Source organism: Kribbella sp. NPDC003505 (genome assembly GCF_040610875.1).
Lineage (GTDB): Bacteria > Actinomycetota > Actinomycetes > Propionibacteriales > Kribbellaceae > Kribbella.
This window is the reverse complement of sequence record NZ_JBEXNA010000012.1, coordinates 138,278-155,069: the sequence shown is the minus strand read 5'-3', so window position 1 is coordinate 155,069 and position 16,792 is coordinate 138,278. Positions and strand designations below refer to the sequence as shown.

Here is a 16,792-nt window from a genome sequence, read left to right as displayed (position 1 = left end):
CAGGTCCCCCTACTCGTCGACGGCACGACGGGTGCCGCGCAGGTAGAAGATCGCGAACACGAACGAGATCGCGATCAGGATGTTGGACAGCGCCGCGCCCTGGCCGAACTTGAAGTCGATGAAGGACTTCTCGTACGACTGGGTCGCCAGTGTCTGTGTCGCATTCGCCGGCCCACCGCCGGTCAGGCCGAGGATGATGTCCAGGACCTTGATCGTGTAGACGACGCCGAGCATCAGCAGCACACTCGCCACCGCCCGCAGGTTCGGCCAGGTGATGTACCAGAAGGATCGCCAGCCGGTCGCACCGTCGAGCTGGCCGGCCTCGTAGAGCTCGTCGGGGATCTCCGCGAGACCGGAGTACAGCAGGGTCACGTTGAACGGGATGCCGATCCAGATGTTCACGCCGATCACCGCGATCAGCGCCACCGACGGCGAGTTCAGCCACGGCACCGGGTCACCGATCAGGTGCAGCTTCAGCAGGGTGCGGTTCAGGATGCCGTTGTCCTGCTCGAGGATCGAGCGCCAGGTCGCACTGGACACGATCAACGGCAGCAGCCACGGCAGCAGGAGCAGCGACCGGAGCAGTCCGCTGAGCGGGAACTTCTTGTGGAAGAACAGCGCCAGCCCGAGGCCGATCGCGAACTGGAAGGCGATCGACCCGACGGTGAACAGCGCGGTGTTCAGCATCGCGTCCGAGAACAGCTTGTCGGTCACGACCGTGGTGTAGTTCTTCAGCCCGACCCACGGCGCGGCACCGGTGAAGAAGGTCTTCAGCCCGTAGTCCTGCAGGCTCATCAGGAGGTTCTTCACCACCGGGTAGCCGAACAGCGCCACCATCGCCACCGCGGCGGGCAGGACGAACAGCACCTTGGTGAGGGACTCGCCGCGGTGGCGCCGGCCGCGAACCTTCTCGCGGCCGGCCACCGTCGTGCGTGTGAGCGTCACCATGCCGTCAGCCGCCGGAGGCCTGCTTGAAGGCGTCCTGGGCCGAGGCCTTACCGGTCAGCGCCAACTGGATCGCCTGGTAGATCACCTTGGCGGCGTCCGGCCACTTGTCGCCGAGCTTGCCGGTCCGGGCCCGGGCGGTTTTCACCTGCTCGGCGAACGCCTTCATCGACGGGACGTCCTTGGCGTACTGGTCGAGCAGCGACAGCTTGGTCGGGAGGGTGAAGCGGGCCTTCGCCCAGGCCAGCTCGTTCTCGTCCGAGTTCAGGCACTTCACGAAGTCGGCGGCCTTCTGCTGCTTGGCCTGGTCCTTGTTCAGCGGCACCGTCCACGCCTCGCCGCCGAGCGGCGCGACCGGGGTCTGGTCCGGCTTGTTCAGCGGGAACGTGACGACGTCCCACTTGACGTTCGGGGTCTTCTGCAGCGCCGGGATCTGCCACGGGCCATTGACCATCATCGCCGCCTTGCCGGCCACGAACTGGTCCTTCACGTCGCCCTGGGTCCAGTTGATCACGCTCTTCGACGCCGACCCGGACTTCACCAGGTCCACCCACAACTGCAGCGCCTCGGCCACCTGCGGGCTGGTCAGGTCGGTCTCGTCGCCGCCGTTGGTCCACATCGCCGGCAGGAACTGCCACGAGCCCTCGTACGTCGCGTTCGCGTTGAAGGCCATCCCGTAACGACCGGGCTTGGTGAGCTTCGCGGCGGCCGCCTTCAGCTCCTCCCAGGTCTTCGGCGGCTGCACGCCGGCCTCGGCCAGCATGTCCTTGTTGTAGAACAGCGCGATCGTGTTCGTGACCGGCGCGAGCCCGTAGAGCTTGCCGTCGTACGACGTCGCGTCGACCATCCCCTTGATCACGCCGTCGCCACTGAGCCCCATGTCGTTCAGCGGCGCCAGCGCGCCGGTCGCGGCGATCTGCTGGACGTCGGGGTTGTCGAGCATCAGCACGTCCGGCAGAGTCTTCGACGAGGCCTGCTGCAGCACCTTCTGGATCAAGGTGTCACCAGGCACCGTCTCCCGTTGAATGGTGATGCCGAGCTGGGACGCGCAGGAGTCAAGTCCCTTCTGCACAAGGGATTTGTCCGGGTCGTTGTTGTAGTAGTCCAGGACCGTGAGGCTCTTGACGCTGTCGCCGGATGCGGACGACTGGCCGCCGCCGTTGTCACCGCAGGCGACCAGCAGGAGCGACACCGTCGTCGCACCCGCCAGCGCGGCGGCGATCCGCTTGCTGATCATGACATCGGACTCCTTCAAAGCGTTTAACCGATGGACGGAGGAACTGGGGCGGATGTTGTGGATTTGGCGGTAAACCGCTTAACTGAGGTGTTGAAGGACTATGTTCCGTACGTCACACCGCTGTCAAGGGTTCAGAGGGTGCTTGAGTACCCTGCACCCTCAGAAGGGGGTCGATCGATGGTCACGATGCGCGACGTCGCTCAGCGGGCCGGGGTCTCGATCGCGACCGTCTCGTTCCTGCTCAACGACACCAAACCGGTGACGGCCGCGACCCGGGCGCGGATCGAGCAGGCGATGCTGGAGCTCGGCTACCGGCGCAACGTGGTCGCCCGGGCCTTGGCCAGCAAGCGCACGCACATCGTCGCGATGGCCTACCCGGCCCTCGAGCACCGGTTCGGGATGTCCACCGCGGAGTTCTTCACCAGCGCGGCCGAGGCCGCCCGCAAGCAGGACTACCACCTGGTGCTGTGGCCTGTCGGCAACGACGGCGTCGAGCTCCGGGAGCTGCTGGGGCAGGGCCTGGTGGACGGCGTCGTCCTGATGGAGGTGCAGCTCGACGACCCGCGGATCGACGTACTGCGTCAGGCCGGGACGCCGTTCTCGCTGATCGGGCGGACGACCGAGCTCGACGGCCTGTCACACGTCGACATCGACTTCGACACCACCGTCGAGGACGCGGTCAAGCACCTGTACGACCTCGGGCATCGCGAGCTCGTCCTGATCTCCGGCGATCTGGAGGATCCGCGGTTCCACGCCTACGGCCCCTGGGTGCGGACCGAGGATGCGTACCGTCGCGTCGCCGCGTCGTACGGCCTGCCGGTGGTCGTCGTACCGTGCTCCGATACCACCCAGGCCGGGAAGGCGGCCGTCGAACGCATGCTCGCCGAGCACCCCAGCACGACCGCGGTCCTGGTCCTCAACGAGTACGCCGCGCTCGGCGTCGTCTCCGGCCTGAAGCGCGCCGGCCACGACATCCCTGGTGACATCTCGGTCTTGTCGCTGCTGACCGTCCCGGAGACCGCCGTGATGAGCGATCCCGAGCTCACGATGATGCGTACGCCCGGCCCCGAACTCGGCCAGCTCGGCACCGAAGCCCTGCTCCGTCAGCTCGAGGGCGAGGCCCCGCTGCCACCGCAGCTGGTGCCGGCGAAGCTGTTCGCGGGCGCTACGGTCGCAGGTCCCAGAGCGCCGCGACCAAAGGCCGGCGCAGGTCGGCGCGGCGCGCGCAAAGCCCGATCGTGAGCGGTTCCAGCTCGGCCGGCAGCTCGGTCAGCTGATCGCGGACGGCCGACGACTCGAGGACCAGGCGCGGTACGACGCCGACGCCACATCCCAGCGCCACCAGGGCGAGCAGCGCCTCGTGCCCGTCCGGCTCGGCGGCGATCACCGGCTTCACACCGCTCCTGCGGAACCAGCGGAACGCGTTGTCGCGGACCAGACCCCGGGCGGGCACGACGTACGGGCCGTCGGCGGCGCTGCCGCGGGCCTTGACGAGGATCAGGTCGGTGACGGCAACCGTTCGGGTGACCAACGATTGCGGGAGGCGCCGGGGAATGCCCGCCACCGCGGCGTCCACCTCGCCCTCGTCCAAGCGGGCGAGCGCGGCGGCCGCGTCGCCGGTACGGAGGGCGAGGCGGATCTGCGGGTGTTCCGCGCGCAGTGGCGCCAACAGGTCCGGCAGCAGGGTCTGGCAGGCGGTGACAGTGGCGAAGATGCGCAGCTCACCGGTGAGACCGGCCGGCTCGGCGGAGCCGGACCGGTAGTCCGCCCACAGTTCCAGCGCCTGCTCGGCGTACGTCGTGAAGCGTCGCCCCTCGGCGGTCAGCACGACGCCCCGTGGCCCGCGATCAAGCAACTGGGCGCCGACCCGCGTCTCCAGGCGCTGGATCGTCCGGGTCAGGGTGGCCGCGCTGACATGGCACTCCAGGCTCGTCCGGCCGTAGTTGAGGGTGCGCGCGAGATGCAGGAAGAGCTCCAGTTCCCGGTGCTCCACGGTCACCTCCGGCGGGCGTAGGCCTCGATCTCGATCTTCATCCGCGGGTCGGACAGGCCGCACACCAGCATCGTGGCGGCCGGGCGGATCTCGCCGAACGCGCGCCGCAGCGTCGGCCAGCACGGCTCGAAGTCGTCCCGTTCGGGCAGCATGTACCGCACCCGGACGACGTCGTCCAGCGAGCATCCCGCCGCCCTCAGGGCGTCCGCGATGTTCACGATGCAACGCTCGGCCTGCGCCACCACGTCGTCCGCGATCGTCATCGTCGAGTAGTCGAAGCCCGTCGTCCCCGAGACGTGCACCCAGTCGCCGTCCACCACGGCGCGCGCGTACCCGATCTGCTCCTCGAACGTCGAACCGCTCAGAATCGCCCGTCGCTCAGTCATACCCCGAACGCTAGGCAACCGCGGGCCGCGCGGTCGAGCCAGCCAGCCGGATGGTCGGCTTCGGGACCTGGTACGTCGTGACGTCGCCGCCGTCCATCACCGCGAGGATCGCCTCGCCGACGATCGTGCCGAGACCGTGCACGTCGACCGTCACGACGCTCAGCGGCGGAGTGGCCAGCCGGGCGACCGCGGTGTCGTCCCACGCGATCACCGACAGCTGGCCGGGGACGGCGACACCCAACTCCTTCGCCACGGCGAGACCGCCGATCGCCATCAGGTCGTTGTCGTAGACAACGGCCGTCGGGACCCGGCTGCCGGTCAACAGCCGCCGCGTCGCATCCCGGCCCGCGTCCTCGGAGTAGTCGCCCTCGATGACGCGGCCGTCGACGTCCTGCTCGGCGCAGGTCGCCATGAACGCGTCGTCGCGCGCCTGGCAGTGCAGCATGTCGCGCGGACCACTGACCCGCGCGATGTCGCGGTGGCCGAGGTCCGCGAGCGCCCGTACGGCGGCCCGGGCGCCTTCGGCGTTGTCGACCAGCACGTTGGTGATCGGGGCCTCGAGCTCGGGCCCGCCGAGCAGCACCGCCGGCACCCCGAGCCGCTCGAGCTCGGCGAGCCGGGGGTCCTTGGTCCGCAGGTCGACCATGACGATGCCGTCGACGTGCCGGTTCGGCACCCAGCGCCGCCAGATCTCGATCTCCTCGGCGGTGTCGGCCGCGAACTCGATCAGCAGGCTCACCCGCCGGCCGTCGAAGACCTCCTCGATCCCCTGCACGACATCGGCCATGAACGGCTCCATGCCGAGCAACCGCCCGGGACGCGCCAGCACCAGCCCCGCGATCCGCTCGCGCGACGTCAGGTCCCCCATAAACTGCCCTCCAAGGCCATCGAAGCCACTATATTCACAGACCTAACTAACTCGACAGATTGCGGATGTTCCGATGCAGCAGGTCAGCGACGCGTCGCGATCACCGGGCTACGACCCGGCACCGACGAACAGCCGTGCCCTCATTGTGGACAGCATCCGCTCCGCGGGCACGGTCAGCCGGGTGGAACTCACCCAGATCACCGGCCTCACCGCCCCGTCGGTCACCACGGTGGTCCGACGGCTGATCGACGACGGGCTGGTCGACGAGGCCGGCCGCGGCTCGTCCACCGGCGGTAAACCGCGCACCCTGCTCCGGATCAGGGCGGCGGCCCGGTACGTCGTCGGCGTCCACCTGAGCGCCGACAGCCTGACGTACGTGCTGGTCGACTACGCCGGCGGGGTGGTGGCTCGGTGGCGGCGCGACGGGCCGGGCGAGGCGAGCGACCCGGAGCAGGTCGTGGCCAGGATCGCGACCGAGACCACCGAGCTGATCGAGCGATCGGGGATCGACTCCTCGCTCGTTCTCGGGCTCGGCTTCGTCTGTCCCGGGCCGCTGATCCGCAACCGCGGCGTCACGTCGGCCCCGCCGTCGATGGCGCACTGGGTCGACTTCCCGATCCGCCGGCGTCTGGAGGAACGCCTGCAGTTGCCGGCGCTGCTGGAGAACGACGCCACCGCGGCCGCCGCCGGCACCCGGCTCACCACCAGCCACGACGTCTCGGTGATGGCCGCGCTGTTCATGAGCGAGGGCATCGGGTCCGGCCTGCGGCTGAACGGCCACGTCTACCAGGGTGCGCACGGCAACGCCGGCGAGGTCGGGCACGTCTGCGTCCAGATCGGCGGCCCGCGGTGCTGGTGCGGGAGCACCGGCTGCCTGGAGGCGATCGCCGGGCCCGCGACGGTCGTCGCCAAGGCCCGCGCGGCCGGGCTCGACCTCGGCTCCCAGCGCCGTACCGGGGTGGCGGCGTTCGCGGCCATCGCCCGGCTCGCGCTGACCGGCGACTCCCGGGCCGAGGCGATCCTGCGCGACTCCGCGTCCTGGCTCGCGCTCGGCGCGCAGACGATCACCAATATGTACGACGTCCAGCTGCTGGTGCTGACCGGGCCGGCGTTCGCCGTCGCCGGGACGATCTACCTGCCGATCATCCAGGAGCGGATCCAGAGCTCCGCGTTCGGCCGGGCCGTGAACACCGAGGTGGTCCTCGACGAGCGCGGCCACGACGCCGCCGCGATCGGCGCGGCCCTGATGATGCTCCGCTCGGGCACCGTCTCCGCCTAGACATCCCCTCTGCTCCACCCTGCGCGGTCAAACCGTTACTGACCAACGTCTTGTCTTATGTTTATTAGGCGAACTAAGTTACCGCCAGCTTCCCTGGCGGGTGCCGGGGTGACGTGCGGAAAGGACGATCAATGCTCCGGAACCCGAAGGACCGTACGAGGACGCGGCGCCTGGTGAGCGCCGCGGCCGTCGCGACAGCCACCGCTCTCCTGATCACCGCCTGCGACGGCGCCGCCGCCGGCGGTGGGCAGGCAGCCACGAAGGACGCCTCCGTCACCGTCGCGGCCGGCGACATCACCGCGGAGAACTTCAACCCGTTCAGCACCACCGCGCTGCAGCCGACGCTGGGCGTCATCTACGAGCCGCTGTACTGGTACAACTTCGCGAAGCAGTCGGATCCGACGCCGGTGCTCGCCACGGGCTATTCGTGGAACGCCGCCGGCACCGAGCTCACCATCAAGACCCGCCACGACGTGAAGTGGAACGACGGTCAGCCGTTCACCGCCAAGGACGTGGCGTTCACGTTCAACCTGGTCGCGAAGACTCCCGCGCTGAACCCGTCGGGCCTGGCCGCCACCGCGAAGGCGACCGCCGACGACACCGCCGTACTGACGTTCAAGTCGAAGTCCCTGATGCAGGAGCCGGCCGTTCTCGCCAACCAGGCGATCGTGCCCGAGCACATCTGGAAGGACATCAAGGACCCGACGACCGACCTGAACAAGAACCCGGTCGGCACCGGGCCGTTCAAGGTGAAGTCGTACACGCCGCAGAGCTTCGTGCTGACGAAGAACGACCAGTACTGGGAACAGGGCAAGCCCGAGATCAAGGAGGTGCGCTACCTCCCGGTGAGCTCCGCGGACGCTGCCAGCGCCGCGCTCGTGGCGGGCAAGGTCGACTGGGCGAGCGCCTACCTGCCCGGCATCGACAACATCATCAAGTCCGGCAAGAACCTGACCTACGTCAACTCGCCCGTGATGACGACCGTCATCGTGACGTGCTCCAACGCCCAGCTCGGGTGTGCCGGACCGCAGACCGACCCGGCCGTCCGCAAGGCCATCTACCTCGCCATGAACCGCGAGCAGCTGGCCAAGCTCGCCGGCGGTGGCGTCGCGGGTGTCGGCTCGCCGACCCTGCTGCTGCCCGGTCGCGACGACGAATGGATCGCGGACGCGGCGAAGGCGAAGTTGCCGCAGGCACCCGATACCGCCGAGGCGAACACGGTCCTCGACGCGGCCGGCTGGACGAAGGGCAGTGACGGCGTACGGTCCAAGGGCGGCAAGCGGCTGTCGCTGACGGTCCAGACCGTGACCGGCTGGAGCGACTACATCTCGATCAACGACACGCTCAAGCAGCACCTCGCCGCCGTCGGCATCGAGCTCAAGCCCAGTCAGGTCTCCTGGAACGAGTGGAACGCCGCGCAGACCAACGGGAAGTTCCAGCTCTCGCTCGACTCCGTCGGTCTCGGCGCCTCTACGAACCCGTACTTCACCTACGACGGCAAGCTCGCCACGGTGAACACCGCGCCGGTGGGCAAGACCGCGACCGCCGGCAACCAGTCGCGGTTCTCGAACCCGGCCGTCGACGCCGCGCTCAAGGTCGCCGCCGGGACGACGGACAAGGCCGCGCAGAAGGCGGAGTACGCGAAGATCCAGACCGTCATCGCGGACCAGCTGCCCTACATCCCGGTCTACGTGAACTCGATGCTGACCGAGTTCAACACCTCCCGCGCCACCGGCTGGCCGACCAAGGACAACATGTACGTCCTGCCCGCGGCCTGGAAGGCGTGGGACGCCGGAATCGTCCTCAAGACCATCAAGCCCGCCAGCTGAGCGCGGGTCCGCCGTGCGCTATCTGCTGCGAAAACTGGCCTTCTACGTCGCCGCCCTGTGGGCGGCCCTGACCCTGAACTTCCTGATTCCCCGGCTGATGCCGGGGAACCCGGTCGACCTGATGCTGTCGAAGTTGGCGACCAAAGGCCCGGTCACCCCGACGACGCGGGACGCGATCCAGGCACTGCTCGGCACCGACACCAACTCGTCGCTGTGGGACCAGTACTGGACGTACCTGCACCAACTGGTCAAAGGCGACCTCGGGACGTCGATCGCGTACTTCCCCGCCCCGGTCTCCCAGGTCATCGGCCAGACACTCCCCTGGACCGTCGGCCTGATCGGTCTCGCGACGGTGATCTCGTTCGCCGTCGGGATCCTGCTGGGACGCGCCGCCGGCTGGCGGCGCGGTTCCTGGGTCGACAGCCTGATCCCGGTCACCACGATGCTGCAGTCGGTGCCGTACTTCTGGCTCGCGCTGCTGCTGCTCTTCCTGCTCGGCAGCACCTGGCCCGTCTTCCCGCTGACCGGCGGGTACGACGTGTACTCCGTGACGCCGGGCTGGAGCCTCCCGTTCGTGCAGTCGGTGCTGTACCACGGGGCGCTGCCGGCGCTGACGATCGTGATCTCGTCGATCGGCGGGTGGATGCTCGGGATGCGCAACATGATGGTCTCGACGTTGTCCGAGGACTTCGTCGTCACCGCCGAGGCGAAGGGGCTGACCGCGCGCCGGATCCGGTCCCGGTACGTCGCCCGCAACGCGATCCTGCCGTCGGTGTCGGGATTCGCGATCTCGCTCGGGTTCGTGGTCGCCGGATCGATCGTCACCGAGGCGGTCTTCACCTACCCCGGCATCGGCTCCGCGCTGTTGCTTGCCGTCAACAACAACGACTACGCGCTGATGCAGGCGGTGTTCCTGATCATCACGCTCGCCGTCCTCGGCGCGAACCTGCTCGTCGACCTCCTGTACGGCGTCATCGACCCCCGCACCCGTGCGCGGTCCTGAGAAGGGGCTCCTGAATGGCAATCACCACTGAAGGGGCGGCCGCCGTCGAGCAGTCGGCGCCGGTGCGCCGCCGGGCCTGGCCGCCGCTGACCCTGAAGCTCGCGGTCGGCCTGGCCGTCGCCGGGCTGATCGTCCTGTTCGGCGTCCTCGGTCCGCTGCTCGTCGGCAACCCGTCGACGGTCCGGGACATCGGGCTGACCGCGCCCGGCAACGGCTTCCTGCTCGGCACCACCCAGAGCGGCCAGGACGTCTTCGCCCAACTCGCGTACGCCACCCGCGGCTCACTGATCATCGGCGTCGTGGTCGGGGCGATCACGCTGCTGCTGTCGGCGTTCTTCGGGGTCGTCGGCGCGTTCGTCGGCGGCGCGACCGACGAGGCGTTCTCGCTGTTCACGAACATCATGCTGGTGATCCCCGGCCTGCCGCTGGTGATCGTGATCTCCAGTTACGTGCCGAACAAGTCGATCTGGCTGGTGGCCGCCGTGCTCGCGATCACCAGCTGGGCCGGATCCGCCCGCGTGCTGCGCGGCTTCACGCTCAGCGTCCGCAGCCGCGACTACGTGCTCGCGGCCCGGATCGGCGGCGAGAAGCGCTGGCGGATCCTGCTCGTCGAGATCCTGCCGAACCTGATCCCGCTGCTCGCCTCGCAGGTCGTGTTCGCGGTGATCTTCGCGATCCTCGGCGAGGCCGGCCTGTCGTTCCTCGGGCTCGGCGCGTCCGGGTCCTTCACCTGGGGAACCATGCTGTTCTACGCGCAGAACGGCCTGGCGCTGCGCCTCGGCGCCTGGTGGTGGTTCGCGCCGCCGGGCCTGGCGATCGCCCTGTTCGGGGCGGCGCTGTCGCTGATCAACTTCTCCATCGACGAGATCATCAACCCGAAGCTGCGCTCGCAGACGCGTGCCGAACGCAACAAGTGGAGCGTGAAGGCATGAGGGTCCTGAGTATCGAGAACCTGAGCATCGACTACCTGGCCGAGACCACCGTGCACGCCGTCCGCGACGTGTCCCTGAGCTTGGAACGCGGCGAGATCCTCGGCCTGGCAGGTGAAAGCGGCTGCGGGAAGTCGACGCTGGCCTACGCGATCACCCGGTTGCTGAAACCGCCCGCGCAGATCACCGGCGGACGCGTGGTGTTCTCGTCCCGCGAGGGCTACGACATCGACCTGTCGTCGCTGGCCGGGGACGACCTGCGGGCGTTCCGCTGGGACAAGATCGCGATGGTCTTCCAAGGCGCGATGAACTCGCTCAATCCGGTCCTGCGGATCTCCGAGCAGCTCGAAGACGTCTTCATCACGCACCGGCCCGAGCTGAGCAAGACGGAGCGCCGCGCACGCTGCGGCCGGCTGCTCGAGCGCGTCGGGGTGGAGCGGGACCGGCTGCGCGCCTACCCGCACGAGCTGTCCGGTGGCATGCGGCAACGCGTGATGATCGCGATGGCGCTGGCGCTCGAGCCGCAGGTGCTGATCATGGACGAGCCGACCACCGCGCTCGACGTCGTCGTCCAGCGGGAGATCCTGCGCGAGATCACCCGGCTGCGCGCCGAGCTCGGGTTCGCGGTCGTCTTCATCACCCACGACCTGCCGCTGCTGCTCGAGATCAGCGACCGGATCGCGGTGATGCGGGACGGGCTGATCGTCGAGCTCGACGACGCGCTGACGCTCTACACGAGGCCGCAACACCCGTACACGAAGCGATTGCTGTCGTCGTTCCCGAGCCTGACCGGGGACCGCGGCGGTTTCGTCAGGACCGGCGCGATCGACGAGGAGGCAGGATGAGTGCGCTCGAGATGCGCGAGGTGGTGAAGGAGTACCGGCTGCGGAACGGGCTGCAGAGCAAGCGCCTGCGGGCGGTGGACCAGGTCAGCTTCGAGTTGCAGCCCGGCCGGACGATCGCACTGGTCGGCCAGTCCGGCTCCGGCAAGTCGACGATCGCCAAGCTCCTGCTCCAGCTGGAGCGGCCGACGTCCGGCCAGATCCTGGTGGACGGCAAGCCGATGCAGTACCGCGGCGCGGCGGCGGCGACGTACCGCAAGGCCGTCCAGATGGTCTTCCAGGATCCCTTCGCGTCGCTGAACCCGTACCACTCGATCGCGCACCACCTGGGCCGCCCGGTCAAGCTCCACCACCCCGCTTTCAGCCGGGACGAGGTCGACGAGCGGGTCCTCGAGCTCCTGCGCCGGGTCCGGCTCGACGAGGACTTCGCGCACCGCAAGCCGCACGAGCTGTCAGGCGGTCAACGCCAACGGGTCGCGATCGCCCGAGCCCTGGCGCCCGAGCCGGTGATCCTGGTCGCGGACGAGCCGGTGTCGATGCTCGACGTCTCGATCCGCCTGGGCGTGCTCAACCTGCTGGCGACGTTGCAGCGCGAGGAGAACCTGGGCGTCCTCTACATCACCCACGACCTCGCCACCGCCCGCCACTTCAGCGACGAGATCATGGTCCTCCACCACGGCGCAGTCGTAGAACACGGCCCCGCCGACGAGGTCATCCTCAACCCGCAGCACGAGTACACCCAGCTCCTCGCCGAAGCCGCCCCGGCCCCAGAACGCCGCCTCGCCCAACTCCGCCACTAGTCCCCTTGCCCCACTTTGTGCACGGGATCCGTACGAAAACGGCCGCGCGCCACGGATCCGGTGCACAAAGTGGAGCGTCGAGAACGCAAAGGACGCCGGGGAACCGTTCGGTTCTCCGGCGTCCTTCGGGTCGTCAGAGCTTCAGCGAGGAGGCGACCACGTCCGCGAGGGAGTGGGCGATCTCGTGCGCGGTGTCAGAGGACTCGGCCTCCACCATGACCCGGACGAGCGGCTCGGTGCCCGACGGGCGGAGGAGGACCCGGCCGGTGTCGCCGAGGCGGGTGGTGGCCTCGGTGACGGCGGACTGGACCGTGGGGTCGGTGCCCGCGCGGGACTTGTCCACGTTCTTCACGTTGACCAGGACCTGCGGCAGGCGGGTCATCGCGCCGGCCAGGTCGGCCAGGCTCTTGCCCGTCTGGGCCACGCGCGCGAGCAGCATCACCGCGGTCAGCGTGCCGTCGCCGGTGGTGGCGTGGTCGGACAGGATCACGTGCCCGGACTGCTCACCGCCGAGCTTGTGGCCGCCGGCCTTCATCGCCTCGAGCACGTACCGGTCGCCGACCTTGGTCTGCTCGACCGCGATCTGCTCCCGGACCATCGCCTGCACGAACCCGAGGTTGCTCATCACGGTCGCGACGACGGTGTCGTTCGACAGCCGGCCGCTGTCCCGCATCGCCAGCGCCAGCACCGCGAGGATCTGGTCGCCGTCGACGAGCTCGCCGTTCGCGTCCACCGCCAGGCAGCGGTCGGCGTCACCGTCGAGCGCGATACCGACGTCGGCGCGGTGCCCGACGACCTCGCGCTGCAGACCCTCGATGTGCGTGGATCCGCAGTCCAGGTTGATGTTCAGCCCGTCCGGGGCCGCGGCGACCGTGATCACCTCGGCGCCGAGCCGGCGCAGTGCCTCCGGCGCGGTCTGCGAGGCGGCGCCGTTCGCGCAGTCGATCACGACCTTCAGGCCGTCGAACCGGTTCGGGGCCGAGCGGACCAGGTGCGAGACGTAGGTCTCGAACCCCTGCCCGTCGTCGGTCACCCGGCCGACATCGGCGCCCGTCGGACGCTGCCACTCCTCGCCCATCCGGGCCTCGATGGCGTCCTCGATCACATCGTCGAGCTTGATCCCGCCGCGGGCCAGGAACTTGATGCCGTTGTCCGGCATCGGGTTGTGGCTGGCGGACAGCATCACGCCGAGGTCGGCGCCGGTCGAACCGGTCAGGTACGCGACGGCCGGGGTCGGCAGCACGCCGAGCCGGACGACATCGACGCCGGCGCTGGCCAGACCGGCCACCACGGCGGCTTCCAGGAACTCTCCACTGGCACGCGGATCCCGCCCCACAACGGCGCGCGGCCGGTGCCCTTCGAAGGCACCGGCCTCGCCGAGTACGTGAGCTGCCGCGACCGAGAGGTCGAGCGCCAGCTCCGCGGTCAGGTCCACGTTCGCCAGGCCACGGACTCCGTCCGTGCCGAACAAACGCCCCATCAGGTGATCAGCGCTTGCTGTACTGAGGCGCCTTACGGGCCTTCTTGAGACCGGCCTTCTTGCGCTCCTTGATCCGCGCGTCGCGGGTGAGCAGACCGGCCTTCTTCAGACCCGGGCGGTTGGCCTCGAGGTCCGCCGCGTTCAGGCAGCGGGCCACACCGAGCTGCAGCGCACCGGCCTGGCCGGTGATGCCGCCGCCGTTGATCCGGGCGATCACGTCGTACGAACCCTCGAGGCCCGCGACGACGAACGGCTCGTTCACGTGCTGCTGGTGGACCTTGTTCGGGAAGTAGACGTCGAGGTCCTTCCCGTTGATCTTCCACTTGCCGGTGCCCGGGACGATCCGCACGCGGGCGACGGCCTCCTTGCGGCGACCAGTGGCGCCGGCCGGGTTGATGACCGCGACCCGACCCGTCTCGGCGCGCTGCTCCGGAGCCGGGTTGGTCTCGGAGGTGTAGGCGACCGGGCCCTCGCTGTCGATGGGGACCTCGGGGTCGAACTCTTCGGTCTCGGTGGTGATGTCGCTCACGCTGTGAATCCTCGTTTACCTGGTTCGTCGATCGCTTACTGGGCGATCTGGGTGATCTCGAACGGCTTCGGCTGCTGCGCCGTGTGCGGGTGCTCCGGACCGGCGTACACCTTCAGCTTGGTCAGCAGCTTCCGGCTCAGGCGGTTCTTCGGGAGCATGCCCCAGACGGCCTTCTCGACGGCCTTGCGCGGGTCCTTCTCGAGGATCTCGCCGATCGGCGTCGCGGTCAGACCACCCGGGTGACCCGAGTGGCGGTACGCCAGCTTGTCGGTCCGCTTGGTGCCGGACAGGGCCACCTTGGAGGCGTTGACGACGACGACGAAGTCGCCACCGTCGACGTGCGGAGCGAACGTCGGCTTGTGCTTGCCGCGCAGCAGGGTGGCGATCTGGACGGCGAGCCGACCGAGCGTGACGTCGGTGGCGTCGATCACGTGCCACTCACGAGTGACGTCAGCAGGCTTCGGGCTGTACGTGCGCACGGTCGTTGACCTTCGTTTCTCAGAGTTGAACAGAACTGGACGTCGGCGAGCGGTCAGCAGACGTGTCTGTCCTGGACCTGGAACGCACAACAGCAGCCCAGAATACCGGCGCCGCCGCGTTCGGGTCAAAGTGAGCCCACACGCCGAGGGGACCCCGGCTTGGAAGCAGCTGAGGACCGCACTAGTTTAGCGGTGAAGATTGCAGTCCGAACCCGCGTCCCGCCGGCTGATCTACCCTCATTCATCCAGGCGATGACGCCAGCTTCCGAAGAGGGCATTGTGACCGAACAGTCGCTCACCGTCCGGGACAACCGGACCGGCAAGGACTTCGACCTTGCCATCACCGATGGCACCATCCGTGCCGCAGACCTCAAGCAGATCAGCGCGTCCGACGGCGACGGTGGCCTGGCCACCTACGACCCCGGCTTCGTCAACACCGCGTCCTGCCGTTCCTCCGTCACCTTCATCGACGGCGACAAGGGCATCCTGGAGTACCGCGGGTACCCGATCGAGCAGCTCGCCGAGCAGTCGAACTACCTCGAGGTGGCTTACCTGCTGGTGAACGGCAAGCTGCCGAACAAGGCGGAGTACGAGGCCTGGGCGCACGACGTGACGTATCACACGTTCGTGCACGAGAACCTGAAGACCTTCATGCAGGGCTTCCGGTACGACGCGCACCCGATGGGCATGCTGCTGGCCTCGGTCGGCGCGCTGTCCACCTTCTACCCCGAGTCGCGCAACATCTTCGACGAGGAGTCCCGGGCGCTGCAGATCCGGCGGCTGATCGCCAAGATGCCGACACTCGGCGCGTTCGCCTTCCGGCACGCCCAGGGCAAGCCGTACGTCTACCCGGACAACGAGCTCAGCTACACGGCGAACTTCTTGTCGATGCTGTTCAAGATGAGCGAGCCGAAGTACGCCGCCGACGACCGGCTGGTGCGCGCGCTGGAGATCCTGTTCATCCTGCACGCCGACCACGAGCAGAACGCGTCCACCAACGCGGTCCGCGCGATCGGCTCGACCCAGGTCGACCCGTACACCGCGGTGGCCGGCGGGATCGGCGCCCTCTACGGCCCGCTGCACGGCGGCGCCAACGAGGCGGTGCTGAAGATGCTGCGCCGGATCGGCTCGGTCGACAACGTGCCGTCGTTCATCGAGGGCGTGAAGAACGGCGAAGAGCGGCTGATGGGCTTCGGCCACCGGGTCTACAAGAACTACGACCCGCGGGCGAAGATCATCAAGAAGGCCGCCGACGACGTCTTCGAGGTGACCGGGATCAACCCGTTGCTGAAGATCGCCGTCGAGCTGGAGAAGATCGCGCTGGAGGACGACTACTTCGTCTCCCGCAAGCTCTACCCGAACGTCGACTTCTACTCCGGCCTGATCTACGAGGCCCTGCAGTTCCCGCCGGAGATGTTCACCGTGCTGTTCGCGATCCCGCGCACCTCGGGCTGGCTGGCCCAGTGGCTGGAGATGCTCGGCGACGGCGACCAGAAGATCGCCCGCCCGAAGCAGATCTACACCGGCGCCCGCGGCGTCCAGTACGTCCCGATGGGCGACCGCTGAGCTGATCCCCGAACGGCCCCCGACCATCCGGTGGGGGCCGTTCCGCTGTTCAGGAAGAGAACTTTCCGGCACTATGACATGAGCAGTGAACATCCTTCTGATCGCCCCACAGGAGGTCTTCCATGCGTCACGTCCTACTCGCCCCGCTCGCCCTGCTGGCCGCTTCCACGGTCGCTCCGGTCACTCCGGTCGCGTCCGCCGTCCGCCGGACACCGCCGACGGCGCGGCCGACCTGGACATCGTCGACCGACTGAGCACCGGCGCCGACGTGAGCTCGGTGGTCTACCAGGCCTCGGCGAACCTCGGTATCTGGGACCAGACGAGGCGTACAACGTTGCCCCAGGCATCGACATCCGGGTGCACTCGAAGTACCTGCTGATCGACGGCGGGTACGACGACGACATCGTGCCGCGGGTCTACACCGGCAGCCACAACTTCTCGTACTCCACGCTCCGGCAGGCCGACGAGTCCATGGTCCGGGTGATGGGCCGCACCGTGCACGACGAGTACCTGCGGAACTTCTGGCACGTCCGGGACACCGGCTGGGCCAAGGGAGGCGTCGTCACCTGAGGCTGGTTAAACTCTAGTGAATTAACCAACTTAAGGGGATTGACCGCCTCCTGCACC

General features: G+C 68.5%; 18 protein-coding genes. 10 read left to right on the top strand and 8 right to left on the bottom strand.

Features of this window, described 5'->3' with window-relative positions:
* Window positions 1–9 precede the first annotated feature (9 nt).
* A complete protein-coding gene (locus ABZX12_RS33810) occupies window positions 10–948 on the bottom strand; it encodes a sugar ABC transporter permease (RefSeq protein WP_355699498.1) in 939 nt (312 codons plus the stop codon).
* A 4-nt stretch (window positions 949–952) separates the two neighbouring features.
* Entirely contained in the window at window positions 953–2,182 is a 1,230-nt protein-coding gene (locus tag ABZX12_RS33805; RefSeq protein WP_355699497.1) for an ABC transporter substrate-binding protein, read from the bottom strand.
* Window positions 2,183–2,359: 177 nt separating this feature from the next.
* On the opposite strand from ABZX12_RS33805, the gene ABZX12_RS33800 reads away from it, so the two are divergent.
* Window positions 2,360–3,424, top strand: a complete 1,065-nt coding sequence (locus ABZX12_RS33800) for a LacI family DNA-binding transcriptional regulator (protein ID WP_355699496.1) — start codon at window positions 2,360–2,362, stop codon at window positions 3,422–3,424.
* Here ABZX12_RS33800 and ilvY read toward each other — a convergent pair.
* The 3 genes from ilvY to ABZX12_RS33785 are packed head-to-tail and all read right to left on the bottom strand — an operon-like array spanning window position 3,348 to window position 5,429.
* Window positions 3,348–4,175, bottom strand: a complete 828-nt coding sequence (gene ilvY, locus ABZX12_RS33795) for an HTH-type transcriptional activator IlvY (RefSeq protein ID WP_355699495.1) — start codon at window positions 4,173–4,175, stop codon at window positions 3,348–3,350. The genes ABZX12_RS33800 and ilvY overlap by 77 nt on opposite strands.
* Before the next feature lie 2 nt (window positions 4,176–4,177).
* On the bottom strand, window positions 4,178–4,561 hold the full coding sequence (locus ABZX12_RS33790) for a RidA family protein (RefSeq protein WP_355699494.1): 384 nt from the start codon (window positions 4,559–4,561) through the stop codon (window positions 4,178–4,180).
* A gap of 10 nt (window positions 4,562–4,571) precedes the next feature.
* Window positions 4,572–5,429, bottom strand: coding sequence for a substrate-binding domain-containing protein (locus ABZX12_RS33785; protein WP_355699493.1), 858 nt, complete (start codon window positions 5,427–5,429; stop codon window positions 4,572–4,574).
* 73 nt (window positions 5,430–5,502) lie between these two features.
* On the opposite strand from ABZX12_RS33785, the gene ABZX12_RS33780 reads away from it, so the two are divergent.
* The 6 genes from ABZX12_RS33780 (at window position 5,503) to ABZX12_RS33755 (ending at window position 12,111) form a co-directional block, all read left to right on the top strand.
* Window positions 5,503–6,708 (top strand): ROK family transcriptional regulator, encoded by a 1,206-nt coding sequence (locus ABZX12_RS33780; protein ID WP_355699492.1) that lies wholly within the window; start codon window positions 5,503–5,505, stop codon window positions 6,706–6,708.
* A 131-nt stretch (window positions 6,709–6,839) separates the two neighbouring features.
* Window positions 6,840–8,537 carry an ABC transporter substrate-binding protein gene (locus ABZX12_RS33775; protein WP_355699491.1) on the top strand — a complete coding sequence of 566 codons (1,698 nt, stop codon included), beginning with the start codon at window positions 6,840–6,842 and terminating at the stop codon, window positions 8,535–8,537.
* Window positions 8,538–8,550: 13 nt separating this feature from the next.
* Window positions 8,551–9,540 (top strand): ABC transporter permease, encoded by a 990-nt coding sequence (locus ABZX12_RS33770; RefSeq protein WP_355699490.1) that lies wholly within the window; start codon window positions 8,551–8,553, stop codon window positions 9,538–9,540.
* Window positions 9,541–9,554: 14 nt separating this feature from the next.
* A complete protein-coding gene (locus ABZX12_RS33765; RefSeq protein WP_355699489.1) occupies window positions 9,555–10,472 on the top strand; it encodes an ABC transporter permease in 918 nt (305 codons plus the stop codon).
* Window positions 10,469–11,314, top strand: a complete 846-nt coding sequence (locus ABZX12_RS33760) for an ABC transporter ATP-binding protein (RefSeq protein ID WP_355699488.1) — start codon at window positions 10,469–10,471, stop codon at window positions 11,312–11,314. The genes ABZX12_RS33765 and ABZX12_RS33760 overlap by 4 nt, the downstream gene beginning before the upstream one ends.
* The gene (locus tag ABZX12_RS33755; RefSeq protein ID WP_355699487.1) at window positions 11,311–12,111 is read left to right on the top strand and encodes an ATP-binding cassette domain-containing protein; all 801 of its coding nucleotides are present in this window, start codon (window positions 11,311–11,313) and stop codon (window positions 12,109–12,111) included. Before ABZX12_RS33760 ends, ABZX12_RS33755 begins: the two co-directional genes overlap by 4 nt.
* A 133-nt stretch (window positions 12,112–12,244) precedes the next feature.
* Here the strand turns inward: ABZX12_RS33755 and glmM are convergent, their stop codons facing one another.
* Genes glmM through rplM form a run of 3 tightly spaced genes read right to left on the bottom strand, consistent with a single transcriptional unit; the run spans window position 12,245 to window position 14,599 of the window.
* A complete protein-coding gene (gene glmM / locus ABZX12_RS33750; protein WP_355699486.1) occupies window positions 12,245–13,591 on the bottom strand; it encodes a phosphoglucosamine mutase in 1,347 nt (448 codons plus the stop codon).
* A 7-nt stretch (window positions 13,592–13,598) separates the two neighbouring features.
* The gene (gene rpsI, locus ABZX12_RS33745) at window positions 13,599–14,120 is read right to left on the bottom strand and encodes a 30S ribosomal protein S9 (protein ID WP_141854750.1); all 522 of its coding nucleotides are present in this window, start codon (window positions 14,118–14,120) and stop codon (window positions 13,599–13,601) included.
* Between the two features lie 35 nt (window positions 14,121–14,155).
* Window positions 14,156–14,599 (bottom strand): 50S ribosomal protein L13, encoded by a 444-nt coding sequence (gene rplM, locus ABZX12_RS33740; protein WP_132318789.1) that lies wholly within the window; start codon window positions 14,597–14,599, stop codon window positions 14,156–14,158.
* A 279-nt stretch (window positions 14,600–14,878) separates the two neighbouring features.
* Here rplM and ABZX12_RS33735 point away from each other — a divergent pair, with 279 nt between their 5' ends.
* The 3 genes from ABZX12_RS33735 to ABZX12_RS33725 all read left to right on the top strand — a co-directional run bounded on the left by ABZX12_RS33735 (window position 14,879) and on the right by ABZX12_RS33725 (window position 16,735).
* Window positions 14,879–16,165 (top strand): citrate synthase, encoded by a 1,287-nt coding sequence (locus tag ABZX12_RS33735; protein ID WP_355699485.1) that lies wholly within the window; start codon window positions 14,879–14,881, stop codon window positions 16,163–16,165.
* Window positions 16,166–16,287: 122 nt separating this feature from the next.
* On the top strand, window positions 16,288–16,419 hold the full coding sequence (locus ABZX12_RS33730) for a hypothetical protein (RefSeq protein WP_355699484.1): 132 nt from the start codon (window positions 16,288–16,290) through the stop codon (window positions 16,417–16,419).
* A 103-nt stretch (window positions 16,420–16,522) separates the two neighbouring features.
* Complete coding sequence (locus ABZX12_RS33725) at window positions 16,523–16,735, top strand: phospholipase D-like domain-containing protein (protein WP_355699483.1); 213 nt, start codon at window positions 16,523–16,525, stop codon at window positions 16,733–16,735.
* Window positions 16,736–16,792: the final 57 nt, after the last annotated feature.

Coding starts and splice junctions, on each gene's coding strand:
- ABZX12_RS33810 (WP_355699498.1), bottom strand. CDS start 948: ATGGTGACGCTCACACGCACGACGGTGGCCGGCCGCGAGAAGGTTCGC.
- ABZX12_RS33805 (WP_355699497.1), bottom strand. CDS start 2,182: ATGATCAGCAAGCGGATCGCCGCCGCGCTGGCGGGTGCGACGACGGTG.
- ABZX12_RS33800 (WP_355699496.1), top strand. CDS start 2,360: ATGGTCACGATGCGCGACGTCGCTCAGCGGGCCGGGGTCTCGATCGCG.
- ABZX12_RS33790 (WP_355699494.1), bottom strand. CDS start 4,561: ATGACTGAGCGACGGGCGATTCTGAGCGGTTCGACGTTCGAGGAGCAG.
- ABZX12_RS33785 (WP_355699493.1), bottom strand. CDS start 5,429: ATGGGGGACCTGACGTCGCGCGAGCGGATCGCGGGGCTGGTGCTGGCG.
- ABZX12_RS33780 (WP_355699492.1), top strand. CDS start 5,503: ATGCAGCAGGTCAGCGACGCGTCGCGATCACCGGGCTACGACCCGGCA.
- ABZX12_RS33775 (WP_355699491.1), top strand. CDS start 6,840: ATGCTCCGGAACCCGAAGGACCGTACGAGGACGCGGCGCCTGGTGAGC.
- ABZX12_RS33765 (WP_355699489.1), top strand. CDS start 9,555: ATGGCAATCACCACTGAAGGGGCGGCCGCCGTCGAGCAGTCGGCGCCG.
- ABZX12_RS33760 (WP_355699488.1), top strand. CDS start 10,469: ATGAGGGTCCTGAGTATCGAGAACCTGAGCATCGACTACCTGGCCGAG.
- ABZX12_RS33755 (WP_355699487.1), top strand. CDS start 11,311: ATGAGTGCGCTCGAGATGCGCGAGGTGGTGAAGGAGTACCGGCTGCGG.
- glmM (WP_355699486.1), bottom strand. CDS start 13,591: ATGGGGCGTTTGTTCGGCACGGACGGAGTCCGTGGCCTGGCGAACGTG.
- ABZX12_RS33730 (WP_355699484.1), top strand. CDS start 16,288: ATGCGTCACGTCCTACTCGCCCCGCTCGCCCTGCTGGCCGCTTCCACG.